Origin of the sequence: Butyrivibrio sp. VCB2006 (genome assembly GCF_000420945.1) — a bacterium.
Lineage (GTDB): Bacteria > Bacillota > Clostridia > Lachnospirales > Lachnospiraceae > Butyrivibrio.
Map to the genome: position 1 here is coordinate 41524 of NZ_ATVX01000007.1, position 26588 is coordinate 68111.

At 43.2% G+C, this 26588-nt stretch carries 20 protein-coding genes; 11 read left to right on the forward strand and 9 right to left on the reverse strand.

Annotated features, from left to right (window positions below; all coding sequences use genetic code 11):
• The first annotated feature begins 10 nt into the window (after positions 1-10).
• Positions 11-649, forward strand: a complete 639-nt coding sequence (locus G613_RS0108565; protein ID WP_029232269.1) for a lactate utilization protein — start codon at positions 11-13, stop codon at positions 647-649.
• A gap of 22 nt (positions 650-671) precedes the next feature.
• Positions 672-1925 carry a hypothetical protein gene (locus G613_RS0108570; RefSeq protein ID WP_029232270.1) on the forward strand — a complete coding sequence of 418 codons (1254 nt, stop codon included), beginning with the start codon at positions 672-674 and terminating at the stop codon, positions 1923-1925.
• Positions 1926-1977: 52 nt separating this feature from the next.
• Here G613_RS0108570 and G613_RS0108575 read toward each other — a convergent pair whose 3' ends face one another.
• Positions 1978-2631 carry an HAD family hydrolase gene (locus G613_RS0108575; protein WP_029674713.1) on the reverse strand — a complete coding sequence of 218 codons (654 nt, stop codon included), beginning with the start codon at positions 2629-2631 and terminating at the stop codon, positions 1978-1980.
• Between the two features lie 278 nt (positions 2632-2909).
• Here G613_RS0108575 and G613_RS0108580 point away from each other — a divergent pair, with 278 nt between their 5' ends.
• Positions 2910-3896 (forward strand): hypothetical protein, encoded by a 987-nt coding sequence (locus G613_RS0108580; protein WP_029232272.1) that lies wholly within the window; start codon positions 2910-2912, stop codon positions 3894-3896.
• Positions 3897-4007: 111 nt separating this feature from the next.
• Here G613_RS0108580 and G613_RS0108585 read toward each other — a convergent pair whose 3' ends face one another.
• The 4 genes from G613_RS0108585 to murC form a co-directional block, all read right to left on the reverse strand.
• Complete coding sequence (locus G613_RS0108585) at positions 4008-5222, reverse strand: ribose-phosphate pyrophosphokinase (RefSeq protein WP_029232273.1); 1215 nt, start codon at positions 5220-5222, stop codon at positions 4008-4010.
• Complete coding sequence (locus G613_RS0108590; protein ID WP_029232274.1) at positions 5222-6205, reverse strand: ATP-binding protein; 984 nt, start codon at positions 6203-6205, stop codon at positions 5222-5224. The genes G613_RS0108585 and G613_RS0108590 overlap by 1 nt, the downstream gene beginning before the upstream one ends.
• A gap of 122 nt (positions 6206-6327) precedes the next feature.
• Complete coding sequence (locus G613_RS0108595; protein ID WP_081647827.1) at positions 6328-7437, reverse strand: DnaD domain protein; 1110 nt, start codon at positions 7435-7437, stop codon at positions 6328-6330.
• A 361-nt stretch (positions 7438-7798) separates the two neighbouring features.
• Positions 7799-9193 carry a UDP-N-acetylmuramate--L-alanine ligase gene (gene murC / locus G613_RS0108600; protein ID WP_029232276.1) on the reverse strand — a complete coding sequence of 465 codons (1395 nt, stop codon included), beginning with the start codon at positions 9191-9193 and terminating at the stop codon, positions 7799-7801.
• A 200-nt stretch (positions 9194-9393) separates the two neighbouring features.
• Between murC and G613_RS0108605 the strand changes: the two genes are divergently transcribed.
• The 8 genes from G613_RS0108605 (at position 9394) to G613_RS0108640 (ending at position 20145) form a co-directional block, all read left to right on the forward strand.
• On the forward strand, positions 9394-10662 hold the full coding sequence (locus G613_RS0108605; RefSeq protein ID WP_029232277.1) for a glucose-1-phosphate adenylyltransferase: 1269 nt from the start codon (positions 9394-9396) through the stop codon (positions 10660-10662).
• A 1-nt stretch (position 10663) separates the two neighbouring features.
• Positions 10664-11782, forward strand: coding sequence for a glucose-1-phosphate adenylyltransferase subunit GlgD (gene glgD, locus G613_RS0108610; RefSeq protein ID WP_029232278.1), 1119 nt, complete (start codon positions 10664-10666; stop codon positions 11780-11782).
• A 44-nt stretch (positions 11783-11826) separates the two neighbouring features.
• Positions 11827-12120, forward strand: coding sequence for a septation regulator SpoVG (gene spoVG, locus G613_RS0108615; RefSeq protein WP_029232279.1), 294 nt, complete (start codon positions 11827-11829; stop codon positions 12118-12120).
• A gap of 265 nt (positions 12121-12385) precedes the next feature.
• A complete protein-coding gene (pth, locus tag G613_RS0108620) occupies positions 12386-12964 on the forward strand; it encodes an aminoacyl-tRNA hydrolase (protein ID WP_029232280.1) in 579 nt (192 codons plus the stop codon).
• Between the two features lie 96 nt (positions 12965-13060).
• Positions 13061-16636, forward strand: coding sequence for a transcription-repair coupling factor (gene mfd, locus G613_RS0108625; protein WP_029232281.1), 3576 nt, complete (start codon positions 13061-13063; stop codon positions 16634-16636).
• A gap of 165 nt (positions 16637-16801) precedes the next feature.
• Positions 16802-17452: an HAD family hydrolase gene (locus G613_RS0108630; RefSeq protein ID WP_029232282.1), complete on the forward strand. Its 651-nt coding sequence runs from the start codon at positions 16802-16804 to the stop codon at positions 17450-17452.
• Between the two features lie 136 nt (positions 17453-17588).
• The gene (gene bglX / locus G613_RS0108635) at positions 17589-19841 is read left to right on the forward strand and encodes a beta-glucosidase BglX (protein WP_029232283.1); all 2253 of its coding nucleotides are present in this window, start codon (positions 17589-17591) and stop codon (positions 19839-19841) included.
• 34 nt (positions 19842-19875) lie between these two features.
• Positions 19876-20145: a GIY-YIG nuclease family protein gene (locus G613_RS0108640; protein WP_029232284.1), complete on the forward strand. Its 270-nt coding sequence runs from the start codon at positions 19876-19878 to the stop codon at positions 20143-20145.
• A 176-nt stretch (positions 20146-20321) separates the two neighbouring features.
• Here the strand turns inward: G613_RS0108640 and G613_RS0108645 are convergent, their stop codons facing one another.
• From G613_RS0108645 to G613_RS20045, 4 genes are all read right to left on the reverse strand, one after another.
• A complete protein-coding gene (locus G613_RS0108645; RefSeq protein ID WP_029232285.1) occupies positions 20322-21281 on the reverse strand; it encodes a hypothetical protein in 960 nt (319 codons plus the stop codon).
• A 19-nt stretch (positions 21282-21300) separates the two neighbouring features.
• Positions 21301-22287: a diaminopimelate dehydrogenase gene (locus G613_RS0108650; RefSeq protein WP_029232286.1), complete on the reverse strand. Its 987-nt coding sequence runs from the start codon at positions 22285-22287 to the stop codon at positions 21301-21303.
• A gap of 132 nt (positions 22288-22419) precedes the next feature.
• Positions 22420-23715: a glycoside hydrolase family 5 protein gene (locus G613_RS0108655; RefSeq protein WP_029232287.1), complete on the reverse strand. Its 1296-nt coding sequence runs from the start codon at positions 23713-23715 to the stop codon at positions 22420-22422.
• Positions 23716-23759: 44 nt separating this feature from the next.
• The gene (locus tag G613_RS20045) at positions 23760-26564 is read right to left on the reverse strand and encodes a carboxylesterase family protein (RefSeq protein ID WP_029232288.1); all 2805 of its coding nucleotides are present in this window, start codon (positions 26562-26564) and stop codon (positions 23760-23762) included.
• Between the last annotated feature and the right edge of the window lie 24 nt (positions 26565-26588).

Below are 26588 nucleotides of genomic sequence, written 5' to 3' on the forward strand. Positions count from 1 at the left end.
GATTGTGACTATGAATGAGAATATTGTTAAGAGAAATGAGTTATTGGCACAGAAGGTAATAAAAGGCCTTGAATCAAGAAACATGACTGGCTACTATGCTGCAACTAAAGAAGAAGCGCTTAAGAAGGCCCTCGAGATTATTCCGGAAGGCAGCAGCGTGACTATGGGTGGTGCTATGAGCGCTCATGAAATCGGACTTGTAGAAGCTGTAAAAAATGGCAATTACAACTTTATCGATAGAGATACAGCTAATACTCCAGAAGAGAAAAGAGCTGCGATGCTGGCTGGTTACGATGCAGACTTCTTCTTAGCCAGTGCTAATGCCATGACTGATGATGGAGTGATCGTTAATATCGATGGAAATTCCAACCGTGTATCAATGATAGCTCAGGGTCCTAAGCATGTTTTATTCGTAGTTGGTATGAATAAAGTATGCGACGACATCGATGGCGCAATGAAGAGAGCAAGAAATGTGGCTGCTCCGATCAATGCACAAAGGTTTGGCCTTAGTACACCGTGTTCCAAGACTGGGGCATGTATGGACTGCAAATCCCCTGATACCATCTGTTGTCAGTTCCTTATTACAAGGTTTTCAAGGCACAAAGACAGGATACATGTGATCCTTGTTAATGATAATTTAGGATTTTAATATTTTTTAACAAGGGGACAAGATGAAACTGAGAATTAACTGCGAGAAGTGTGATGCAAGGAAAATTAACGAAGACAACTACAGGGAGTTTAGTCAGATTAAGATATATACTGAAGAACTCATTGTTGATGACAGAAGTAAGGAAATCCTGAACAGACTTCCGTTTAATATAAAGGCAGAAGAAGTCAGAAGCAAGGACTTTGCAGAGGATCCCGGAAATAAGAATCTGAATATCAATGGAATCTACGATATCACACCCCAAACTGATGTTGCAGAAGGAACATCTCTTACCATAAACGGAATGCTTAAGGTAGCACCCGGAGCAGAAGAGGCTATAAAGAAGTTCAGCAGAATCAGTGTTAACGGACTGATACTATGCCCTAAGAGCATTGCAGCTCTTTTACCGTTCCCAGGGCTGACTATAAACGGCATGACTAAGTCATATCCGGATGATTATACGCTTATGGACAACCGCTACAAGCTGGATAAATACTTCCCTTTAAGAGCACCGGAAAACACAGGATATTTCGCAGCTTCATTTATTTATGATGGGGATTTGGAAACCGATTTTGACAAGCTGGTGGAAAAGAATGTCAGATTCAATACTGAAAAGATCTATATTAGAAAGAGCCACCTTGAAAAAGGACTTCCACTCTTTAATATTGAGGCAGCCATTGTTGAGATTCCGGACAACTGCAATGTGATAGTTGCTGACCAGAACGAGATTGATGAAGCTTATGTGGCCGCAAACGGAAGTAACCTTTATATCATTGGGAATGCGCATATATCTGCAGCCAATAGAGGAGCACTTGATAAGCTCAGCTCGCTCATAGTTGAAGGCGAGATAACAACTGAGGAAGATTGTGTTCAGAGACTGTCTGAGATTGGTGCCAAGTATGACAAGCTTACAGTTAGTAAGGGGATTGTAATGGAAGATATGGCCATGGCAAGTCTTGACAGAGCAGCCCTGGAAGCGGCTCCGCAGGGGATTCTTGTAAGAGACTGCGCGCTTCTTAAGATTGATAAGGATGTTCCGTCAGAACTTATCAGACAGCGCCTTAAGATCAGAGACTGCGCCAAGGTAAGCTGCTCGCCGGAACAGAAGAGTGCTGTGAGTTCAGTTTCCAAGGATGTGGCGTTCATTGGCGGCGACAGCATCAAATCCTTATTCGGAAGCCTTTTTGGAAGCAGTGCAGGGGAATATGCGTCAAATGCTGAGCCATCCGCATTTGAGGATGATACCAAGTATATAAATGCAGAGTTCTACGAACTATAAAAACATAGAAAAGCTGTCGTTTTGCGTAAGTATGCAGAACGACAGCTTTTTGTTAAAACAAATTTTGTATTTCCATAAGTGAATCTACACAGGCATATAGTTTTTGGTTAAGCTCCGCATCGGGCTGTGTCAGGTCAGGAACCATGATAACGTTGCAGCCTGCCAGATATGCGCTGGTAACGCCGTTTGGTGAATCTTCTACGGCAAAGGTTTGATCAGGAGAAAGGGAGAGCTTTTCACAGGCATAAGAGTAAATGTCTGGGGAGGGCTTTCCCTCTTTTACCATATCTGCACATATAATCTTATCGAAATGCTCAAACAGGCCAAGCTTAGTAAGGTACCCCTTGGTGCGCTCATAGTCATTGGCTGTGGCAAGAGCTGTAAGAATCCCGTGTTCTCTAAGCCATTCAAGGATTTCCTTGGCACCGGGCTTAAGTGGAATCCCGGTCTCTTTTAACATATCTGCAACTATCGCCTTGCGGTATTCGCGAACTTCATTATAGTCGAAGTCTTCCCCGAACCATTCTTTAAACTGAAGAGGAGCGAAAGGCCTGCCGAGAGACCTTAGTTCCAGGGGCATCCATGGTTCACACTTGTATCCAAAGTGCTCAAGAGCCTTGGGCCATGCTATCTGGTAGTATTTTTCTGTATCTGTAAGTGTTCCGTCCAAATCGAAAATTACAGCTTTTATATCTATTTTATTCATTTATAATCCTCGCTCCCCCCTATTATAGCGTTAAAAAGAAATAATAGGATATAGATTTTTTAGAATTGTTTAGATTTAGTTAATTTGATTGGTGCATAAATAGGAGTAACATAATCATCAGTGCAGCATTATTTCATATGAGGGGTGAGGTAGTGAAAAAAAATTACATAATTTTATTGCCACGATAATTGAAAGTTCGTATAAACAATTGTCAAAGCGATAAAACAAGTTAATGCACAGGACATTAACACATTTTCTTATGAGAGGGAGATAAAATTATGAGAAAGCAGTTTGTTAGCAAGGTATTAACAATCACATTAGCGGCATCACTTGCTGCAATGTCACTTGTTGGATGCGGAAGCGCTTCTTCAGAGGATGGAAGTGCATTAGATGAAGCAGTCATCGAAGAGTCTTTAAACAGCGAACTGATCACAGAAGAGCCTGTTGCCATGGCTCCATCAGCTGACTCTGAGGATGAAGAGGGAGCACCTATCTTTAAGAAGGGTGTATATGTAAATTACGCTAAGGAAGCAGAGAACCCTACTAAGAATTACTTCTATGTATTCAATGATGAGGGTTGGGGACATACAGAGGATAGCGAGAATGGTGCCGGAGTACCATTTGACTGTGTTCAGGACGAAGGATCAGTTCACTTCTCATTCGGAAGTGTAGATGCTATCGAAGATGTATTTGTAGTAACATCCGTTGAAGACGGAGTTATTTACGGACATTTTGATGACGACATGAAGATTGAGCTTGTATTTGAGCCTGTCCCTGATGTTGATCCTGATACATTCAATGCTGTTAACTACATGAGCACAGGTGATTATATTTATGAGAACGCTAACGGCTGGAGCATCAAGTACGATCCTAAGCGTTTCGATATTACAGAGGACGCCAACAAGGTAGCAATCGTATATAACGGTGAAGGTGTTGGAACAAACATGATCATGGTTACTTACGATGTAGATATGACTGCAAAAGAGAAGAGAGATGCCATTGCAAAAGAGTATGGCGAGAATGCCACAACTATGGAGACTCCTTTCCCTGGTGCTGATGACGTTACTGCTTACAGAGCATCTTGCCCTGCAGGTGAAGGCGGATCAGGTCTCTATGAGGAAGCAATCATCATAGAGTACATGGGCGGATACCTTTGCTTTGAAGTAATCGGACATCTTACAGGCAATGATGAGCTTGATATGGAAGTATGTGATTACCTGGCAGGAATCCTTGATTCACTTACATTCATGTCTTACGGTGACTGATTGAATTAAAAATGAAGAACGAGCTGCTCTGTCAGATATACTGGCAGAGCAGTTTTTGGTTAATAAAAAGACCTATCCCATTCTAAACGGGATAGGTCTATGTTATTATTCTCAGATTTTTTTCTCAGCTTCGAGACTTGCGCGGAGCTCTCCACTGTTGTAACGTTCGATAATGCTGTTGATACGCTCAACAGGATTAAGAAGATCGCTGATAGAAGCGTCGTGGTTAAGAGTATCGATAAGGTAAGCAATGTACTTACTCATATCGCAGCTGATGTACCACTCACGGGATAACAGCTCAGGTGTCTGATAAACAAGGTTCGTTGTAAGAACTCTGTCGATGATACCGTTCTTGTAAGCTTCATCAAACTCTTCAAGTCCGCTTGTGAAAAGACCGAAGGTTGAGAATGCATAGATTCTTGCAGCCTTACGCTCCTTAAGAGCCTTGGCAACATCAAGAAGAGATTCTCCTGATGAGATCATATCATCAACGATAATAACTGACTTGCCCTCAACACTTGTTCCAAGGAACTCGTGAGAAACGATAGGGTTACGTCCGTCAACAACTGTTGTATAGTCACGTCTCTTGTAGAACATACCTACATCGAGACCAAGTACGCTGGCAAGATAGATAGCGCGGCCCATTCCGCCTTCGTCAGGGGAGATAACCATCATGTGATCTGAATCGATCTGAAGATCCCATACATTGCGAAGAAGGGCTTTAATAAACTGATATGTAGTGCGGACTGTTTCAAATCCGTTAAGAGGAATAGCATTCTGAACTCGTGGATCGTGAGCGTCGAAAGTAATGATATTATCAACACCCATGTTAACCAGCTCCTGAAGAGCAATAGCACAGTCAAGAGATTCTCTGGAGCTTCTCTTGTGCTGTCTAGACTCATAGAGGAAAGGCATGATAACTGTGATTCGTCTTGCCTTACCACCAACAGCAGCGATTATTCTTTTGAGATCCTGGTAATGATCATCAGGAGACATGTGATTCTCCTGACCAAAAAGAGAATAGGTCTGTGAATAGTTACAAACATCAACAAGAAGATAGAGGTCATCTCCACGTACGGAAGTTCTGATAACACCCTTAGCTTCACCGGTTCCGAATCTTGGAACCTCAGCATCCAAAATGTATGATGGACGCTCATAGCCTGTAAATGCAAGGCTTCCTTTGTGCTCGTTCTCCCTCTCAGCTCTCCATTTTACGAGATAGTAATCAACCTTCTCGGCAAGAGGCTTAACACCCTTAAGTGGTATGATTCCAAGGGAACCAACCGGGATAGTCTCCAGATTACGTTTCTCTTCTCTCTTTGGCATTACTGCAAATCCTCGCTTTCTTTTTTTGCAATTTTCTTTAATTTACGAATATCCTGACCGGATAACTTGAATAATTTGTAATTGCTGATAATTCTGGATGAAATACGGTCAGAGTAAATAGCCTGTAAGTCTTCAAGAGAAAGGTTTGTGGTTATGATGGTTGATTTCTTCCTCAGATCTCTCTCGTTGAGAAGAGAAAACAACTCAGATAACACAAAACTAGTAGGTCGTTCCGTGCCAAGGTCATCGATCAGCAGAAGTTCGCAGTTGTAAAGATCTTCATAAATATCATGAAGCTCCTGCTTGGCCTTGTAGTCGAAGGCATATTCACCGAGCATGGTAAACAGCCCCAGGGAACTGAAATATATGACTGAATGCCCTTTCTTAAGCAGTTCGTTGGCAACACAAATTGATAGGAACGTTTTGCCAGTACCAACTGTACCATAAATAAATAAATTTTGGTAGTCAGAGTCGAAATTCTTAACAAAATCTTCACTGTTGCGAACAGCACCCTGGAATCTCTTAAGATCTTCGCCCTGATAGTACTTTTCGGAAAGAAGCCTGAAATTAGCGGTTTTAGTTAATGCTTTAAGATTGGATTTATCATAGAGAGCTTCAATAATTTTTTGTTTGAAGCAGTGACATTTTTCATTGCCTATATAGCCGGTGTCTTTACAATCCTGGCAAGTATAGCCCATATCAAGATAATCGGAAGAAAACCCAGCCTCTGTTAAAAGAGTGAGTTTCTGTTTGGAGAGTTCTGCGATTTCGTTCCTGAGAGCTGATCTGTCCAGACGCTCGCCGGAGAGAAGTCTTTTACCGAAATTAACACTGGTGGTGGCTATGGCGTCTTCAAGATCCTTGTAGCCCGGAACGTTATCATATACATAGCGCTGCCTGTCCTCAAGCTCCTGCCTGTGGAGAGAGCGCCTTTCTTCGTATTCATGCATTATTGCGTCGTATTGAGCGTTTGTTAATGCCATGATGTTATAAACTCCTTCGCAAGTTTTTCCTGCTTTTTAATTCAGAAATGCATACATATAGCCCTGTACGTGTTCTGGGGAAGGAATAAACCGCCGCCAGCACAAAGTACAGGGCTGCTATATCAGTTGTCCAGAAGCTTTGACTCAAGCTCAGCAAAATTATATGTATTCTGCTGGAACTGGTTAAAGCGGTTCTGGGAACCGTTAGGACGAATATATGATTCGTCTAAGCGGGCTTTAACATCGATGGATGAAACGGAAGCCTTAGCCTTCTTTTTACGAAGGTCAGCGGTATGCGCGTCGTCTAACCTGGCAATATCCTCCCTTGTTGACACCTTACTTTTATGCCAGGAACGAAGAATGCTGTCGCAATACTTAAGGCGATTCTTCTGCGTAGCCATGACAGTACGTTCGCAGGCTTCCATAATGATATCCATCGAAAACTCTAGCTCCCCACGCCACGAACTGATAACGGACCCCTCCGTTATAGTTGGTGCATTTTCCATACCCAGGGCCTTCATTACTGAAATAATGTCCCCATCGTGCTTGTAGCTTTCCGCGCGAGCCTGTCTTGGCGTTTTGATACCTTCCTGATTCCAGCTAATGGCAACCTTTTCCATGTATCTGAAATCAGATTTATGATTATCGACGCAGTACTGCATCAGATAGTCCAAAAGTTCATCACTAAACTTAAGTTCATCATGTATATAGTAAATAGTAGACATCTCTGAAGGATTAAGCGGTCTGCCATAGTACTGCTCAGCAACATACATGATTCCGCTTCCGGAATTCTCCTTGAAATTGCGTAGCTGTGCTGCAGTGTAGTGTGGCTTCTCATGAACCGCTTCGGAAATATCGCTAACCTGAGCCTTCTGTACAGGAGGAAGGGCATGAATAACACTGTCTTCCTTTCTGCGGCCAAAGCTCTTGTGCGCTACGATCTCTTCCATATGAATACTGGTAAGGTTCTGATCTGCATCATAAACAAGACTGATGAGACCCTTTTTCTCCCAGTACTTGAGAGCACGTATAACGTCTTTCTCAGTGTGGTTGAATTTATCAGCAAGGTCTGGGACACTTGTTGGTAAATTCGATGCCATCATACGCAGTAAAAATAAGTATACTTTGAGCTGCGCATCGTTTGCATCCTGCATGTATTCGTCAATGAAAATATTGGAAACATTGGTAGAATCCTCCCCCATACTATGACTAATAGTTACTTTCCCCATCATTATATCTGATCACCTCTTTGTTGAATTAGGTGTTCTGAGGTCATATTACAGTCTGATCCGACGCCAGACGTAAACAAGCTTTTTCACCTGCACTCCCTTGAACAATTGAAATTATAGCATGACAAATTTTTAAATGATATTGGAAAAAGTGACGAAGAAATACAGTGTCCATGCGGAGTTTCCCTTTGTGGACTGTTTTGTGGACAATGTGGATAACGTGGATTATTTATTGGGGGATTAATGCAAAACAGCCTAATCATCTATCCTTACATCCTAAAAAAGGAAGTGGAAAATGATAGGCTGTTATCCACCGAAATCGTTTAATATTTTGACCTATCCAAAGTGGAAATGTGGATAAGTATTACTTACCAAGGAGTTCGTCCCCTATTTTCACGACATCACCGGCTCCCATGGTTATCAACAAATCTCCTTTAGTGCAATTTTGCAAAAGAAATTTTTCTATTTCACTAAAGTTTTCAATTGTTGGAAAATAATTACACTCGTGACCAAGTCCCACGATTTTATCGCGAAGAGTTCTGGAACTGATTCCCAGATTATCTTTTTCTCTGGCAGCGTAAATATCCGCAAGCACAACGTGATCTGCTAATGAGAGAGCCTCTGCAAACTCATTTAAAAGAGCTTTGGTTCTGGTGTAAGTGTGTGGCTGGAATACACACCAGATCTTATTGTGAGGATAGTTCTGGGCTGCTGTAAGAGTAGCCTTTATCTCTGTTGGGTGATGAGCGTAGTCGTCAATGATTGTTACGCCGCCAATCTCACCCTTGTGCTCGAAACGTCTGCTGGTTCCGCCAAAAAGTGAAAGAGCGGAGATCATGTGCTCCTTGGAAATACCAAGAATATTAGCTACTGCTATAGAAGCAAGAGCATTGTAAACATTGTGGATGCCGGGAACAGCAAGGCTGATATCAAGGGTCTCTCCGCCTGGGAGATGAGCTACAAATGAAGGGTTACCCTGCTCGTTGTAGGTGATATCAGTTGGATAGTAGTCAAAAGAATCCTTGGAGCCGTAGGTTACGATGCTGCAGCTAAGGCCATCTGTGATCTCTTTTACATTATCTATATCGCCGTTAATTACTAAAGTTCCGTCAGCAGGAAGGAGCTGAGCAAACTTTCTGAATGAATGTCTGATGTCATCAAGATCCTTGAAGAAATCAAGATGATCTGCATCTATATTGGAAATAACACTTATCTTAGGGAAGAAACTAAGGAAACTGTTGGTATACTCACAGGCCTCAGTTACGAAGTACTCTGACTTACCAACTCTGATATTTCCATTAATATCCTTGAAGATTCCACCGATTGAAAGTGTAGGATCCGTGTCTGCTTCCAAAAGAATCTTGGAGAGCATTGATGTTGTTGTAGTCTTACCGTGAGTTCCGGCAATTGCTACAGGAAGATCGTACTCTTTCATGATCTGTCCAAGGAGCTCTGCTCTTGTGAGCATTGGAAGGTTAGCTGCCTTGGCCGCTGCAAACTCAGGGTTATCAGGATGAACAGCTGCGGTGTAAACAACAACGTCGATGTCGCCTGCAGCCTCTATATTCTCGGCCTTCTGTCCGTAGAATATCTTGACGCCTTTTTTCTCTAAAGCTCTTGTTATATCTGATTCCTTATTATCTGAACCTGAAACCTTGAAGTTTTCTTCTATCAGAATTTGCGCAAGACCACTCATCGAAATTCCGCCAATGCCCATGAAATACACATGAACAGGCTGTTTGAAATCTATTTGATACATAAAAATTCCTCGATTCTTACCTATAATTAGTATCTCTTTTAACGGATTATATTCTAACACTTATAATGACAATGTCAAAAAACAAAAAATAAACTAAATATAAATTTAAAAAATCATGAAAATCAGCGTCAACATTAGTACTTCTTTATGATATACTTTTATATAGGGAAAAAAAGCGATTTTTGCAACGAGGTGGAAACATGATAAAGAAGGAAATGATCGCAATGCTCTTGGCAGGGGGCCAGGGCAGCAGATTGGGCGTGCTGACAGCCAAGATGGCTAAACCGGCAGTGTCCTTTGGGGGAAAATACAGAATAATCGATTTCCCTCTTAGTAACTGTATCAACTCAGGAGTTGACACAGTAGGTGTGCTTACTCAGTATAGGCCACTTAGACTTAATTCTCACATTGGCATAGGTATTCCGTGGGACCTTGACCGTAACTTCGGTGGTGTAACAGTCTTACCACCCTACGAGAAGAGTTCCAACAGTGAATGGTATACCGGTACAGCCAATGCTATTTACCAGAACTTAGAATATATGGAGAACTACAATCCTGATTATGTATTGATTCTCTCAGGAGATCATATTTATAAGATGGATTATGAGACAATGCTTGATTTCCATAAGTCAAGCGGCGCTGATGCTACTATTGCAGTTATGCCGGTACCTATGGAAGAGGCTAGCAGATTCGGTATTATGATCACCGATCAGAACAAGCGCATTGTTGATTTCGAAGAGAAGCCTGAGCATCCACGTAGCAATCTTGCTTCAATGGGTATCTACATTTTCTCTTGGAAGGCTCTCAAGGAAGCTCTTATCAAGAACAAGGACCAGGCAGGTCTTGACTTTGGTAAGCATATCATTCCTTACTGCAAGGATCAGGGACAGGCACTTTATGCTTATGAGTTCGATGGATACTGGAAGGATGTAGGAACTCTTACATCATACTGGGAAGCTAACATGGAACTCATTGATATCGTTCCGGAGTTTAACCTCTATGAGGAGTACTGGAAGATATACACAGCAAGCGATGTTCAGCCGCCTCAGTACCTGGGACCTGAGAGCGCTATTGAACGCAGTATTGTAGGTGAGGGTTGTGAAATATACGGTAAAGTTTACAACTCAGTCATCGGACCAGGTGTCAAGATTGGCAAGGATACAGTTATCAGCCACTCAATCATCATGAATGAGTCAGAGATTGGCGAGGGCTGTAACATAGAAAAGGGCATTATCGCTGAGAAGGTTAAGATTGGTAACAAAGTTACACTCGGAGCCTTCGAGGAAAAAGAGAATGAGACCAAGCCCGGAATTTATTGTGAAGGTCTCTGCACTATCGGTGAGAAATCAGTTATTCCTGACAATGTACAGATTGGTAAGAATACAATGATTTCCGGAAAAACTACTGAAAAGGATTACCCAGGCGGAATTCTTGAAAGTGGTAGAACATTAGATAAGGCAGGTGATTGACATGAGGGCGATTGGCATTATTTTAGCAGGCGGTAGCAGTAGCAGAATGCAGGAGCTCTCCAAGCGTAGAGCGGTATGTGCAATGCCAGTGGCAGGTTTCTACAGGAGTATCGATTTTGCTCTTAGTAACATGACCAACTCACACATTCAGACAGTTGCCGTATTTACACAGTATAACGCAGGCAGTCTTAATACTCACCTTAGTTCATCCAAGTGGTGGGACTTCGGACGTAAGCAGGGCGGCTTGTATGTATTTACACCAGCAGTTAAGGCATCAGGAAACCTCTGGTACAGAGGAACAGCAGATGCCATTGCACAGAATCTGGAATTCTTACGTAGTTGTCACGAGCCATACGTAATCATTACTTCCGGTGACTGTGTGTACAAGATGGATTACGCTAAGCTTCTTGAATACCACATTCAGAAGCAGTCAGATATCACAGTTGTTTGCAAGGATATGCCTGCAAGCATTGATACAGAGAGATTCGGAACAATCCGCATGAACGAGGAGAGCCGAATCGAGGAATTCGAAGAGAAGCCTGTTGTATCAAGATCCAACACCATTTCCTGTGGTATCTACGTAATCAGACGTAGACAGCTCATCGAACTTATCGAAAGAGCTGAGGCAGAGGAGAGATACGATTTCGTTAGAGACATTCTTGTAAGATACAAGGATATGAAACGTATCTACGGATACAAGATCAAGGAGTACTGGAACAACATCGCATCAGTGGAAGACTATTACAGAACCAACATGGACTTCCTTAAGCCAGAGGTTCGTAACTACTTCTTCCGTGATTATCCGGGAATCTACACCAAGGTAGTTGATCTTCCGCCTGCCAAGTACAACGTAGGTGTTAACGTCAAGAACAGTCTTATTTCCAGTGGATGCATCATCAACGGAACCGTAGAGGATTCCTTGGTGTTCAAGGGGGCTTTCATAGGAAATAACTGCTATATCAAAAATTCAATAATACTTAATGATGTGTACATCGGGGACAATTCACACATTGAGAACTGCATTGTTGAGAGCCATGGAACAATTCAGGCAAACTCTTATTATAAAGAGGAAAACGGCATCAAAGTTGTTGTCGAGAACAATGAACGGTATGTACTGTAACAGTTGACAGCTTCAGTCTAACTAACCAAGAGGGGGTTATTACAATGAAGATTACAGATGTTAGAGTAAGAAAGGTCACCAAGCAGGGCAAGATGCGCGCAGTAGTTTCAGTTACATTTGATAATGAATTTGTAGTTCATGACATCAAGGTAATTGAGGGCGAGAGAGGATTATTCATCGCAATGCCCAGCAAGAAGTCAACCGATGGCGAATACAGAGATATCGCACATCCTATCAATTCCGATATGAGAAAGGTCCTTCAGGACACAATATTGGAAGCTTATGATAAGGCTGCTGATGAAGTTGTTGCGGAGGGGGATTCCGCACCGATCGAATAAGCAGAAAAACTTAATAAAATAATTAGTAAGGGGGCTTAGATTTCTGAGCTCCCTTATGTTATTATAGGGATACGCAGGGGCCATAATTTTGGTCGCTGCGCATATATGCATGCCCTTTTGCGGGGCGTCTTTATGGCATATTTAGGGTTTTGCTTGAATTGGGATATGGAAAAAGAGCTTTTGAAATTGCGGGGAATGGGGAATGTTTGAATTTTTAAAAAGATTATTTGCAAGCGGAATAAGGAAAGAAGAGGAAACAGGTAAGATGTACATTATAGCGGGACTTGGTAACCCGGAAAAGAAATATTTTGGAACAAGACATAACGTGGGCTTTGCAGTTATAGACGCCCTTTCAGATAAATATCATATTGAGCTTACTGAGACTAAGTTCAAGGCTGCCTTTGGAAAAGGAAGGATAGGAGCTGACAGAGTTATCCTGGTTAAGCCACTTACCTATATGAATCTTAGCGGCGAAGCCATAAGACCAATTTGCGACTATTTCAAGGTGGATTCCAAGGAAGAACTTATTGTCATATCTGATGATGTGGACCTTGATGCAGGTTTTATAAGAGTTCGCCCTAAGGGAAGCGCCGGTGGACACAATGGTCTTAAGAGCATTATTGCGCAGCTTGGTCACAGCGAATTTAACAGAGTTCGAGTGGGTGTTGGCAAAAAGCCCAAGGAATGGGACATGGTTGACTGGGTGCTTGGACACTTTGAAGGTGAGGATGCCGTAGCTATTAAGGAAGGTATCGAATCGGCCGTAGGTGCAGTAGAAGAGATCATGGTTGATGGCGTGGATTCAGCTATGAATAAGTTTAATAGTAAGAAGAAGCAAGATTGATTATTTATAATGCATGAAAATGCCACTTTGAATAGACACGACTAAAGAATGTTGTCGGAGAATATGTAGAATTTGTAGTCTGTTAGAGGATAGTACATGAGAGCAATTCAAAATCCGTTACAGGAATTAAGACAGTTCCAGGAAATAAATGAATACCTTGAAAAGCCCTTTGCCTGCGCAGAGGTGACAGGATGTGTCGACTCCCAGAAGCTTCATTTTATTGACAGTCTGGGAGCTGATTTTAAGTACAGAATTATTGTGACTTATTCTGATCTTCGGGCAAAAGAAATATATGAGGACTACAAATTTTATGACAGGAATGTCACAGTGTACCCTGCCAAGGATCTTATCTTTTACCAGGCCGATGTTCACAGTAATGAAATTGTAAGACAGCGTATCCGCACCATGAGAAGACTTCTGGAGGGAAGACCCGTTACTGTTGTCACTACCTTTGCTGCACTTATGGCACCTCAGATCAAACCTGAGATCATTAAGGATAACATTCTTGCAATCGATAAGCACAGGCCTATTGATGAGATTGAGATTGCAAGACGCCTTACAACCATGGGCTATATCAGAAACTATCAGGTTGAGGGCCCCGGAGAGTTCTCTGTTCGCGGTGACATTGTGGATGTCTTTGACCTTACTGAGGACAACCCATTCCGTATTGAACTTTGGGGCGATGAGATTCAGTCAATCAGAAGCTTTGATATTCTGTCTCAAAGGTCCTTGGAGAAGCTTGAATCCATAGAAATTTACCCGGCATCTGAGATCATTCTGGACGATAAGCTCCTTTCAGAAGGCATGGACAGAATCCAGGAGGATACAGATAAAAGAGTAGCTAGCCTGCGCGCCGAGTTTAAGACCAAAGAGGCACATCAGCTTAAGACTCAGACAGAGGAACTTCGTGAGCAGCTCTTTGAGCTTAAGTCCCTTGTAAATCTAGAGAGCTACATCAGATATTTTTACCCGGATACAGTTACAATGCAGGAGATGTTCCCCAAGGGAAAGAGCTGCATTTTCATAGACGAGCCCCAGAGAGTTCAGGAGCACGCCTGGGCTGTAGAGACAGAGTTTAAAGAGAGTATGACTCATAGGGCAGAGAAAGGCTACATCCTGCCCGGTCAGATGGATCTTCTGTATTCAATAGATAACTGCATCGCCAGAATGAGTAATGGCAGAAGAGTTCTCATTTCAGCGCTTCAGATGCCCAAGGCCCAGAATCTCTTTGAACCGGAAAAGACCTGGGATATCAGGGCCAGAAGTATTGCACCTTATAATAACAGCTTTGAATCTCTTGTATCCGATCTTAAGAAATATGTTAAGGAAGGCTACAGAGTGCTGATCCTCTCCGGATCAAGAACAAGAGCAAAAAGAATTGTTGATGATCTTCGTGATAACCTGGTTACAGCTTTTTACAGTGAAGATCCCGGAAGAGTTCTTAAGCCCGGCGAGATCATGACCTACTACGGCAGGATACTTAAAGGCTTTGAGTACCCTGAGATTAAGTTTGCCGTAATTGCCGAGAGTGACATCTTTACAGAGCATGTCAAAAAGCGCAAAAAGAAGAAAAAGAGCGAATATCAGGGAGAGAAGATATCAAGCTTTTCAGACCTTAAGATTGGCGACTATGTGGTTCATGAGGATCACGGCCTTGGAATATATCGCGGAATTGAGAAGATTGAAACTGATCATGTAGTCAGGGATTATATCAAGATTGAGTACGGAGATGGCGGAAACCTCTATGTTCTGGCAACAGGCCTTGGAGTGATCCAGAAATATGCCTCCGGTGGCGATGACAGCGAGACTACCCACAAGCCTAAGCTTAATAAGCTTGGAAGCGTAGAGTGGAGTCACACTAAGAATAAGGTTAAGGCAGCAGTTGAAGAAGTTGCCCAGGACCTTGTTGAACTTTATGCTAAGCGCCAGGAAGCCAAGGGGCATCAGTTCAGTGCTGACACTGTATGGCAGCAGGAGTTTGAGGATGCCTTCCCTTATCAGGAGACAGAGGATCAGTTAAATGCCATTGAAGATACCAAGCGTGACATGGAGTCTTCCATTATTATGGATAGACTTGTCTGTGGTGACGTTGGTTTTGGTAAAACTGAGATTGCCATAAGGGCAGCCTTTAAGGCAGTTCAGGACGGCAAACAGGTTGCAGTTCTGGTGCCTACAACTATCCTGGCCCAGCAGCACTATAACACTTTCTCTGAGAGAATGAGAGATTTCCCTGTAAGAGTGGACCTTATGTCCAGATTCAGGACTCCCGCTGAGCAGAAAAAGACAATTGTGGACCTGAAAAAAGGTCTTGTTGATATCGTAATTGGTACACACAGACTCCTTTCCAAGGATGTCCAGTACAAGGATTTGGGGCTTCTTATTGTAGATGAGGAGCAGCGCTTTGGCGTAACCCACAAGGAAAAGCTCAAGACTTTAAAAGAGAACATTGATGTTCTGACGCTTTCAGCAACTCCTATTCCAAGAACACTTCACATGTCCCTTGTTGGAATCAGGGAAATGAGCGTCCTAGAGGAAGCTCCTAATGACAGAATGCCTATTCAGACCTATGTTATGGAGTATAACGACGAGCTGATAAGAGAAGCTATCGCAAGGGAACTTGCCAGAAATGGCCAGGTTTACTACGTATATAACAGAGTTAATACTATTGCAGATGTGGCGGCTCAGATTCAAAAGCTCGTGCCGGAGGCCAACGTTGCCTTTGCTCACGGACAGATGAAGGAGTCCGAGCTTGAAAGAATCATGTACGACTTCATTGATGGAACCATTGATGTACTTGTTTCTACCACCATCATTGAGACAGGACTGGATATTCCTAACGTTAATACCATGATCATCCACGACTCCGACAAGATGGGACTTTCCCAGCTCTATCAGCTTAGAGGCCGAGTTGGACGATCTAACAGGACAGCCTACGCCTTCCTTATGTACAAGAAGGACAAGATGCTCAAAGAGGTTGCTGAGAAAAGACTATCTGCAATCCGTGAATTTACTGATCTTGGATCAGGCTTCAAGATTGCCATGCGAGACCTTGAGATTCGTGGTGCCGGAAGCCTTCTTGGAAGAAAACAGTCAGGCCACATGCAGGCTGTAGGTTATGACCTGTATTGTAAGATGCTGGGAGAAGCCGTAAGACACAAAAAGAGTGATGATGCTGACGGAGATTACACACTTGATGATATCCACACCAGTATTGACCTGGATGTCAGCGCCTTTATTCCTGATAACTATATCCTCAACGAAGAGCAAAAGCTTGAGATATATAAGAGAATTGCATCACTTGAGAATCAGGGTGAATGCGATGACATGAAGGATGAGCTTATTGACAGATTTGGTGAAGTTCCGGAGACAGCGATCAACCTTCTTCGCATATCTCTACTGCGAACAAGGGCGCATGCCCTTTACATCCCTGAAATCAAGGGTGGAAACGGCAAGATTGAGATCAAGGTAAATCCTAATGCCAAGATTGATTCCGGCAAGATACCGGGCTTTGTGGCAGGCTATAAGGGTAAGATGACCTTCCATGCTGCAGGAGTTCCTGTATTTGTCTATACTTATGACAAGGACAAGAATCCCGCCAAGGCAGAGCAGCAGCTATTGGCAGACACTGAGGCCATCATTGAGAAGATGCAGGGACTGCTGGTGAAGAAGTGATGAGTGAGCTCGGATCTGAAGTATTGAGATTATCTGATGAAGAATTACAATGAATTTGTGAGGTGTGATAATACCAAAGGAACAGATAGAATAATAATTGGTATTAATTAAAAGTATGAGAAAGTCAAATCAAAGTAGTTATAGGGGAAGAGGAGAAAAAAGTTAATGCGATATAAATGTCTGGTCTTTGACCATGATGATACGACGGTAAATAGCACGGCAACCATACATTACCCAAGCTTTGTGGAGTACATGAAAAAGTATCGTCCTGAAATCAATTACACCCTTGAGGAATACGTCAGATACAACTTCCATCCCGGGGTCGTTGAGTTTTTCAGTAATATGTGCGGTCTTTCCGATGAGGAGCTTAAGCAGGAAGAAATTTTCTGGTTTGATTATGCCAAGACTCACGTAGCTGACGCCTTTCCTGGGATAAAAGAGATAATGGAGCGCCAGAAGGAGGAGGGAGGCTACATTGCGGTTGTGTCCCATTCCTATTCTGAGAATATCATGAAGGACTATCGACATAACGGACTTCCTGATCCTGATATTATCTTTGGCTGGGAGCAGCCTTTAGAAGAGAGAAAGCCTTCTCCTGTGCCAATTTACAAGATTCAGGAGCAATTTGGTCTTGAGGCAAAAGACATCCTGATGATAGACGACCTTAAACCTGGCCTTGATATGGCCAAGGCAGCAGGCATTGATTTTGCAGCAGCCTGCTGGTGTTTCGATATTCCTGAGAATGAGAAGCACATGAGAGAGAATACACCTTATGTGTTCAAGAGTGTCAGTGAGCTGGCTGATTTTTTGGAATAAAAGTATAGCTAGTAGCCGATTATAAAAAATAGTAACCATATTATAATAAATTGATTGAAACATAATAAATAAATTGCGTATAGTTATTCTATTGAATAGTGATTGTTATTACTAACTGTGAGGATGGTTAAATATTATGGAAAAAGAAAAGCTACAGGCACTTTTACACGACATGTCTCTTGAAGAGAAGATCATGCAGCTGGTGCAGCTTCCAGGACAGACATTTGAAGAATCTGCGGCACTTACTGGTCTAGCCGATATGGATAAGGCTGGGAAGATGAAGACTCTTGCCGGAAGCGTATTGGGACTTCATGGGGCAGACAAGATAAAAGAAATACAGAAAACCTATATGGATAATCATCCGCACAACATTCCACTTCTTTTCATGCTGGATGTTATTCATGGGCACGATACAGTATTCCCATGCCCTCTGGCTCAGGGAGCAACCTTTGATCCGGAAGTGGCAGAAAAAGGCGCGGCAGTTCAGGCTAAGGAAGCGTCAGCAGACGGCGTTCAGGTTACATTCTCACCAATGGCAGATCTTGTAAGAGACGCAAGATGGGGAAGAGTTGTGGAGTCCACTGGAGAAGACCCATATCTTAATGGCCTTATGACAGCAGCCATGGTTAGGGGCTATCAGGGCAGTGACATAAAGGATAAAGACCACGTGGCTGCCTGCGTTAAGCACTTTGCAGCTTATGGCGCAGCAGAAGCAGGACGTGATTACAATACCTGCGAGATTTCAGAGCATACACTTAGAGATCAGTATCTGCAGGGCTACAGAGCTCCTATCGCACAGGGCGCAAGGCTTGTCATGACCTCTTTTAACACCTTAAACGGCGTTCCATCTTCTGGAAATAAGTGGCTTATGAGAGATATCCTTAGAGATGAGATGGGCTTTGAGGGCGTTCTTATTTCTGACTGGGGTGCCATCATGGAAATGGTGAACTGGGGCTTTGCAGAGGATCTCAAGGCAGCAGCTGCAATGGCTATGGAAGCTGGCGTAGACATTGACATGTGCACAGAGGCTTATAGCGATAATCTCGAAGCTTTGGTAAAAGAGGGAAAGCTTAAGGAAGACCTTCTTGATGAGGCAGTTATGCGAGTTCTGGAGCTTAAGAATGATCTGGGGCTTTTTGAAGATCCATATCATGGCGCATCTGAGGAAAGATATAAAGAGATTACCCTGTCAAAAGAAAGCAGAGACCTGGCAAGGGATGCCGTAAGGAAATCCTTGGTACTTCTTGAGAATAAGAACGGCGTGCTTCCTCTCAATAGCAAGAAAATAGCCCTTATTGGACCTTACGTAGATGAAAAGAAAACCCATAGTGCCTGGGCAATTACCTGTAATGATGACAATAACATCACTATGCGAATGGCCTTTGAAGAGGAGTTTGCAGGAAGTGACGTTCAGGTCAAATATGCTAATGGATGTACTTTAGTAGATAACGACTGCGATCTTGGCTTTATGAAGTTCCATTCAGATACATTTGAAGAAGATAATGAGAAACTTTTGGCAGAAGCCCTTGAGGTATCAGATGAGTGTGACACAATAATCATGTGCCTTGGTGAGAGCCTTATGCAATCCGGTGAGTCCACCAGCAGAGCAGACATCAGACTTCCTAAGGTTCAGAGAGACCTTTATAACAAGGTAAAAGAAAAAGGTAAAAAGCTCATAACGCTTATCTTCACAGGAAGACCACTGGATCTTGAAGATATACCGCAGACTTCTGATGCGCTTATGATAGTGTGGAGACCCGGAACAGAGAGCGGCCACGGCATTACAGATGTTTTAACAGGAAAGTTCTCACCGCAGGGTAAGCTCTCTATGAGTTTCCCATGGCTTGTAGGTCAGGAGCCTCTATATTACAACAGATTTAATACAGGAAGACCTAAGCCAGCAGAGGGCAATACCATATTTACTTCAAGATACCTTGATTGCCCTAATGAGGCAAGATATCCATTCGGATATGGACTTACCTATTCTGATTTCGAAATTTCTAAGGTTAAGTTAAGTAGTGACAAAATGCATAAGCATGACTGTGGAACAACACTCGATAAGAATAGAAAGTCAGATTGCAATTTAAATGAAACAATCAAGGCTTTAGTTACCGTAAAGAATACGGGATCAGTAGCTGCTACTCAGACTCTTCAGCTCTACATCCGTGATATGGCCGGAAGTACAGTACGCCCGATCAAGGAACTTAAGGGATTCAAGAAGGTTTCATTACAAGCCGGTGAATCCGCCGAGGTTTCTTTTGAAATCACAGAAGAAATGCTCAGATTCTGGACTGCTTCAAATAAGTTCGAGAGCGAACCAGGTAAGTTCAAGGTATTTATCGGCTTTGACAGTGCTACAGACAATGAAGCAGAGTTTGAACTCATCTGATTGATATTGACGCATACCTGGTGGTGACTGATATATGAGCACAGAAAAAAACAATTACACCTACATATTAGAATGCTCCGACGGCACCTATTACTGTGGCTGGACCAATGATCTTGAAAAGAGAGTTGCCACCCACAACGATGGGAAGGGCGGCAAGTACACAAGAGTCCGCCTTCCGGTAAAGCTCGTATACTACGAAACATTTGAAACAAAAGAAGAAGCACAGAGTAGGGAATGGCATATTAAGCATCTTACCCGTGCTCAAAAAGAAAAACTGATACGTGAAAAGCCGCAAGTTCATTAGGACTTGTGGCTTTTTTGGAATCAGTAGTAGTAATTTATGTGATTGGTATTGCCTTTAAAAAGTTTGAAGGAAATGAAAGGCTTATTGATATTCTTACCTTTGTGGAAGTCATTGGGGTAACTTTATAGCAAGACTTATGATGCTTCTCTTTGCTACTCTCATTATTAGCCAAATAATTACTCTGGCTTAAATACACCCGGTCTTGGCTTGTTAACTTGAATGAAATGATTCTTTTCAAGGTTATGAAGCAGAAGAAGCCTTGCTTCTCCAACGTATTCAGGCTTTATCATAAAGAAACAATAAGTCTCGATGAGAGAGAACAGGTTAGCAGTTCTGCCCTCAATCTTAAAGTTATTGATTCCCATAGGAACGTACTTTTCCCAGATAAGCTCTGGTGAAACGAAAGTGCAGTAGTCCTGAATAGTGTAAAGATTGTTCTTATCTCCATACTCACAGGTCCATGGAATAATGTGCTTTCTCTTTTCAGGAGGAAGAGTTCTGTTCTCCTTCATGATCTCCTGGTTAAGAGCGATGTTCTTGTAGTGATCGCCACGTCTCTTACAGTTTGGAATGCAGAGAGCGTTTATCAGAACTTCAAGCTTTTCCTTGTGCTGGAGATTTTCTATGATATCCCACTGATTGTTCATGTTGTAGTCAAGAACAACATATTTGTAGTCCTTCTCAAGCTCTTTGTTAAGAGTCTCCACATCTCTGATTTCCTTACAGGTTGTGGAATCTATCTTGTAGGAAGGATAGTTCTTGCGGATGTATTCCTCCAGGATAGGTGAAAAGACAAGGACCTCGTTTTTACCATTGTCTCCGGCCTTCATACAGAAGTTGCAGAATTCATCTGAAAGGTCTTCTTCCTTGATAAGCGGATTGGTAAATGTAAATCTGACAGGAATACCCTGCGCATTTATGCTGCTGATGACATGCTTAACAAATCCAGCATCGCACTGATCATCGGAAATAAGGCGTCCGCCATTCCAAAGAGAGAATGGGAAACAACCAAAGAATGATGCAATCTCAACACCTTCTCTGAAGTAGTGTGGATACTGCTTCATCATGTTCAGCCAGAACATGTTCAGGGGAAAATTGTAACGTAACCCCGGTAAATGAAACTTAACTTGTGACATTGTGTAACCCCTTAAAAAATTATAAAAGATGAGCTCTGAGTTCCTCACCGCTCTTATCAGAAAGGTATGCTGGAGGAATATCAAGAATTGTCTTGCATCCCTTCATGCCTTCTTCCTGCATTCTCTTAGCTGCTCTTGCAACTGCTACAAGAACGCTGGTTGTGAACTCAGGGTTTGAATCAAGCTTTAAGCTGTACTCAATAATGTGATTGTGCTCTTTGTTAGCACCGGTCTTGCCGCTTCTGAATACGAAACCGCCGTGAGCCATGCCTGCGTGCTTGGTAAGAAGCTCTTCCTCGCTGATGAAGTGAACTGTTGTATCGTAATCAGCGAAGTAGTTAGGCATTTCCTTGATCTCTTTTTCTACTGCTGCAGCGTCAGCGCCCTCTTCAAGAACTACAAAGCATTCTCTTGTGTGCTTCTGACGTGTTGTAAGCTCAGGATTCTCACCGTTTCTAACTGCCTCAAGAGCTGCCTCTACAGGTACTGTGTACTGCTTGGCATTCTTGACGCCTTTAACTCTTCTGATAGCATCTGAGTGGCCCTGTGAAACGCCCTTGCCCCAGAATGTATAGTCATTTCCGTCAGGAAGAATAGCATTTGAGTAAACTCTTGCAAGTGAGAACATTCCTGGATCCCAACCGCAGGAAATAACAGCGATCTTGCCGGCTCCCTTGGCAGCAGCATCAACGTTCGCAAAATGCTCAGGAATCCTTGCGTGAGTATCAAAACTATCTACTACATTGAAAAGCTTAGCATACTCAGGAGTCTGTGTTGGAAGATCAGTAGCGCTTCCTCCGCAGAGAATCATGACATCAATTTTATCTGTCCATGCGGCCACGTCATTAACTGAAACTACCGGAACACCAGCAGTCTGAATTGTGAGCGAAGAAGGATCTCTTCTTGTAAAAACAGCTACCAGTTCCATGTCAGGGGCCTCTTTAACAGCCAGTTCAACGCCTTTTCCAAGGTTACCATAACCTAAAATACCAATTCTTGTACTCATCTTAGTCCTCCATATAACTTATTTTTATGCTAAGCAAGTATTCAGTTTACTATAAAATGACTTCATGTTATCTGTGCCTAACGAAAAGAATTATAACATAGGATTTTTTTAACAAAAAGAGTTTTATAAAATTTAATTCTTGCCATTGTAGCTCTCGCGAATAACTGTATCTACAACCTCTTCTCTATACCACTTAAGGTTCTTGCGGTCGAGAATTGCGAACTTCTCGCCCTGCTGAGTGTAGATTCCGTTATCCCACCAGAAGCAAGGAATGCCTCTTTCTGTAGCACGGGAAACATAAGCCTCGGCCCATTTAACTACTTCCTCGGTGTTCTCTTTCTTGTTCATGGCGCCATACTCCGTCAGGAGAACAGGGATATCGTTTTTGATAAAGGTTGTCTCAAGGCGGGTCATCAGCTTAATGATATCGCCATTGTGGCTGCCATCCCAAGTAGCGTACTCGCCGTCACCACCTGAAAAAGTAAATAAGTAAGGCTCGTAAGCGTGAATTGCTACGCCGATATGCTCATCATCTTCAGGAACGTCCAGTTCATTAAGAACTTCAGGCATATTTGCACCGGCATAGGTAGTAACAAGAAGAAGCCTCTTTTCGTTGTTGCCTCCGGTAGCACGTACTGTATCAACAAAAGACTTGTTGAGGCGATTTACGAGAACTCGCTCTTCGTGAGTTCCGCCTGACCACTCATTTTCACTTCCCTTTGTTCTGGGTTCGTTAAGACCTTCAAATACAAGGTGGTCTCCGTAGTCCTTAAATCTCTCTGCGATCTGATTCCAAATGGCGATATTCTCTGCATCTACTGCTTCGATATGCTCAGCATCAGGAATTCTCCAGAACTCTTCGTGGTGAGAATCGATAAGGACATACATTCCGTCGTCCAGAGCGTAGTTAACAACTTCTTCAATTCTGTCCATCCACTCAGGATCAATTGTATAATCAGGAGCTTCGCTTACGTGATTGCCCCAGGTAATCGGGATACGGATGCTGTCAAAACCTTTTTCGCAGACAAAATCAATCATTTCCTTGGTAATCTTAGGGTTACCCCAGCTTGTCTCGGAATCAATTCCGTTTCCGCCGGTTGCCTCCAGAGTATTTCCGAGGTTCCAGCCTGCGGTCATCTCAGCCACCAGTTCTTTTGCAGAAATGTCACGCATTTCGTCGCTCCTTTCGGTAATACCCTTAACAGTAACTGATGGAACTTCTTCTGAAGCGGATGCCTCGGTGGCGGCTTCAGAAGAACTGTCATTGCTTTTGCTGCTCTCTTCTGTGGGAGAAACTGCTTCTGAGTTATCGACGCCTGCCTCTGAAGTTGTCTGATTGGTGTTGTTATTGTTGTCACCACATGCAGTCATAACTCCAAATGTCATTGCAGCAGCTAATGCAATTGATAATAATCTTTTTTTGTACATAAAATATCCTCTTATTTAAATCTTAACTAATAAATATATTGCGTTTAGTGCAGCCACTCAACGCTTGCGAGTGAGCAGCTACCACTACCATTATAGCGCAGGTACAATGCAAGCACACCGGAAACTTTCTTGTCGAATTTACACTCGTGAGCTTCCCAGATATTGGAACCGTTGCACTTGATCTGGCCGATTACCTCGCCGTCAAGGCTGGTCTTAATATCGAAGCATCCGTCAAAGTAAGCTCTGGTCTTAATTCTAAGACCGCAAGCATCCTTAACATCAAAATACTTAAATCCAATAGTAGTTGTATCAACGATTGCCTTGATGTAGCCGTTATTCTGAGCACCATCGCCGCCTTCCTGAACAACTCTTGGAGCATCAGCTTCAACGTAAAGCTTGTGCTCATCGGTAAAAATGTTGCAGGCGATATATGATGGATACTCACCAACGTCGCTAAGTGGTCCGCCGTTAAGTCCGCAGGAAGTAATCTCTACCTGTTTGATGGAACCGTCTGCCTCGAAGTGTATCTTCTCTGCACAGCCCTGTCTTGAGAACCAGGTTCCGTTTGTGTGTCTATGGTAAAAGATATACCAATCACCGCCGATTTCTACGATACTTCCGTGGTTGTTGGCACCATAGCAGGTTGCCTCCTCGGCCTTCTTGTAGCTGTCGATATGAAGGTCAGCATTGGATACAATTACACCGCCATAGGTGTAAGGGCCAAGTGGATCCTTGGAAGTAGCATAGCAAAGCTCGTGCATAACCTCTGAAGAGTAGATGAAGTAGTAGGTATCATCATGCTTCCTGATGGAAGGAGCCTCAAAGAAGGCATGTCCTTCGTAGTCGGTACCCTGGCTGTAGCAGTTACCGGGAGCAACGAACTGCGGATCTCTTTTAATAGTGAGCATGTCCTTATCAAGAACAGTGAGCATTGCGCCGTGTCTTGACTTGTCGCCCTGTCCGCAGAAGCCTGTGAAAAGATATGTTGTATCCCCTTCAGTAAGAACACCTGGGTCAAACTGTGGCTCGTCGCCTGCTCTGTCACCGAGTCTTGTTCCATCCTCATAATGAACATAGCCATAGAACTTGAAAGGACCGTTAGGAGTATCACTGACTGCAACAGATACAACGCTTACCTTATCAAGGACATAATATAAGTAATATTTGCCATCGGGACCAACAGTTAAGTCAGGAGCGTACAGGCACATGTTACCTCTTTTGTTAAGAGGGTCTGCAGTCTTGGGATAGATAACTCCCTCGTAGTGCCAGTCTCCAAGGTTATCTATAGGTGCTGACCAGGTTACATAATCTCCAAGGCAGAAGGTCTCGCCCTGGTAAAGGTCATGAGAACCATATACATATACGCGATTGTTAAATACATAGGGCTCTCCGTCAGGAATGTATTCCCAGGATGGAAGATAAGGATTAACTGCCTGCTTCTTGCTACCCTGTCTGATACCACCTTCGAACTTAGGAGTAGCTCCTTTTCCGAGGAATTCCATTTCAAATCTGTTATCAGGGGAGTATGGAAGCCAAACAGAAAGGCTCTCAGGGTCTCCACATCTTACAAGGCCCTTGATGCCGCCATCGTCGTTAGGATTACCAGTCTTAATAAAGTTTGCATAGTAGTCGCACATCTGTCTTGCCAGGTCGAAGTGTCTTCCTCTGTAAGGACGTGTGCACTTATCTATAGAGTTAAAGAAGAACCACAGATCGCAGGAGTGGAAGGTTCCGGGATAGCTGTCCCCCGGGTTTCCGTCTCCCGGGATATCGGGATCAAATCTGTAATAATAGAAGTTCTGAGAAGGCTCATTTTTATGAGCACCTTCAAATACAGCCTTAACAGACATTTCAACGCTGTTAACGCCGCCCCAGCTAAATTCATCTGTTGTGTTACCTGACATTACAGGAACATCTGCACATTTCCTGTCAATGAACTTCTGAACAGGATCTTCCTCGCAGAAGAAGCCGTCCTGGATAGGGAACATTCTTGGGTGATCTGCTACAAAGCGGTTGTAGCCGTTAAATACTTCTTCAGTTGAAAGAGCTCTGGCCTCCTCCAGGTCTTTTACCCCAAGGGACTCAAAGAACTGCTGGCCAAGATCCTCTGCCTGCTCAAGGGTAAGGGGCCTGAATATATCATTCTGAGGATCTGCAAGGCGGATGATTCCGCTGAAGATTACAGCGCCCTTAATGAGCTTTTCATTGCCTTTATGAGTGAGCTGGTGCATAACGCTGGATCCACCTGCGGACTGGCCTGAAATTGTGATCTGCTCAGGGTTACCGCCAAAGGCAGCAATATTGTCATAAACCCAGTTAAGACCTGCGCACTGATCCATGAGACCAAAGTTTGAAGGGGCAGTAGGCGCCTCTTTTGTAATATCTTTATGAGCAAGGAAACCAAAGCAGTTAAGTCTGTAGCCGATACTTACTACTACAACACCGCGCTTTGCAAGCTGCTCACCATTAAACTCCATCTCAGCTGTGTAGCCCCACTGGAAGGCACCGCCAAAGTACCATACAAGTACAGGGAGCTTCTCATCTGCCTTCTTGGCAGGAGTCCAGATGTTGAGGTAGAGACAGTCCTCACTGAGAGTCATGCCCGGATCAACATGCCATTCTCTACAATAAATATCTGTGCCCATGCCCGGTCTGTCCTGATATGAGATTGGACCAAAGTTATAGGCATCAAGAACTCCGTCCCAGTCAGGACATGGCTGAGGTGCGCGCCATCTGTTCTGCCCGATGGGCTTATCTGCAAAAGGAATTCCTTTATAAACAGTTATTCTTGGGTCTGTTCCGGCCAGACCTCTGACTTTGCCGTTTTTAACCTGTGTTTCTCTAAGCATTTTGCATACTCTCCCCAATTTTTA

What these genes read in the sequence shown, in the direction of transcription:
- G613_RS0108640 (WP_029232284.1), top strand. Translation starts at nt 19,876, where the DNA reads ATGAGCACAGAAAAAAACAATTACACCTACATATTAGAATGCTCCGAC.
- G613_RS0108605 (WP_029232277.1), top strand. Translation starts at nt 9,394, where the DNA reads ATGATAAAGAAGGAAATGATCGCAATGCTCTTGGCAGGGGGCCAGGGC.
- G613_RS0108650 (WP_029232286.1), bottom strand. Translation starts at nt 22,287, where the DNA reads ATGAGTACAAGAATTGGTATTTTAGGTTATGGTAACCTTGGAAAAGGC.
- G613_RS20045 (WP_029232288.1), bottom strand. Translation starts at nt 26,564, where the DNA reads ATGCTTAGAGAAACACAGGTTAAAAACGGCAAAGTCAGAGGTCTGGCC.
- murC (WP_029232276.1), bottom strand. Translation starts at nt 9,193, where the DNA reads ATGTATCAAATAGATTTCAAACAGCCTGTTCATGTGTATTTCATGGGC.
- spoVG (WP_029232279.1), top strand. Translation starts at nt 11,827, where the DNA reads ATGAAGATTACAGATGTTAGAGTAAGAAAGGTCACCAAGCAGGGCAAG.
- G613_RS0108590 (WP_029232274.1), bottom strand. Translation starts at nt 6,205, where the DNA reads ATGGCATTAACAAACGCTCAATACGACGCAATAATGCATGAATACGAA.
- G613_RS0108575 (WP_029674713.1), bottom strand. Translation starts at nt 2,631, where the DNA reads ATGAATAAAATAGATATAAAAGCTGTAATTTTCGATTTGGACGGAACA.
- mfd (WP_029232281.1), top strand. Translation starts at nt 13,061, where the DNA reads ATGAGAGCAATTCAAAATCCGTTACAGGAATTAAGACAGTTCCAGGAA.
- G613_RS0108595 (WP_081647827.1), bottom strand. Translation starts at nt 7,437, where the DNA reads ATGATGGGGAAAGTAACTATTAGTCATAGTATGGGGGAGGATTCTACC.
- glgD (WP_029232278.1), top strand. Translation starts at nt 10,664, where the DNA reads ATGAGGGCGATTGGCATTATTTTAGCAGGCGGTAGCAGTAGCAGAATG.
- G613_RS0108585 (WP_029232273.1), bottom strand. Translation starts at nt 5,222, where the DNA reads ATGCCAAAGAGAGAAGAGAAACGTAATCTGGAGACTATCCCGGTTGGT.
- G613_RS0108655 (WP_029232287.1), bottom strand. Translation starts at nt 23,715, where the DNA reads ATGTACAAAAAAAGATTATTATCAATTGCATTAGCTGCTGCAATGACA.
- G613_RS0108570 (WP_029232270.1), top strand. Translation starts at nt 672, where the DNA reads ATGAAACTGAGAATTAACTGCGAGAAGTGTGATGCAAGGAAAATTAAC.
- G613_RS0108565 (WP_029232269.1), top strand. Translation starts at nt 11, where the DNA reads ATGAATGAGAATATTGTTAAGAGAAATGAGTTATTGGCACAGAAGGTA.
- bglX (WP_029232283.1), top strand. Translation starts at nt 17,589, where the DNA reads ATGGAAAAAGAAAAGCTACAGGCACTTTTACACGACATGTCTCTTGAA.
- G613_RS0108580 (WP_029232272.1), top strand. Translation starts at nt 2,910, where the DNA reads ATGAGAAAGCAGTTTGTTAGCAAGGTATTAACAATCACATTAGCGGCA.
- G613_RS0108630 (WP_029232282.1), top strand. Translation starts at nt 16,802, where the DNA reads ATGCGATATAAATGTCTGGTCTTTGACCATGATGATACGACGGTAAAT.
- G613_RS0108645 (WP_029232285.1), bottom strand. Translation starts at nt 21,281, where the DNA reads ATGTCACAAGTTAAGTTTCATTTACCGGGGTTACGTTACAATTTTCCC.
- pth (WP_029232280.1), top strand. Translation starts at nt 12,386, where the DNA reads ATGTACATTATAGCGGGACTTGGTAACCCGGAAAAGAAATATTTTGGA.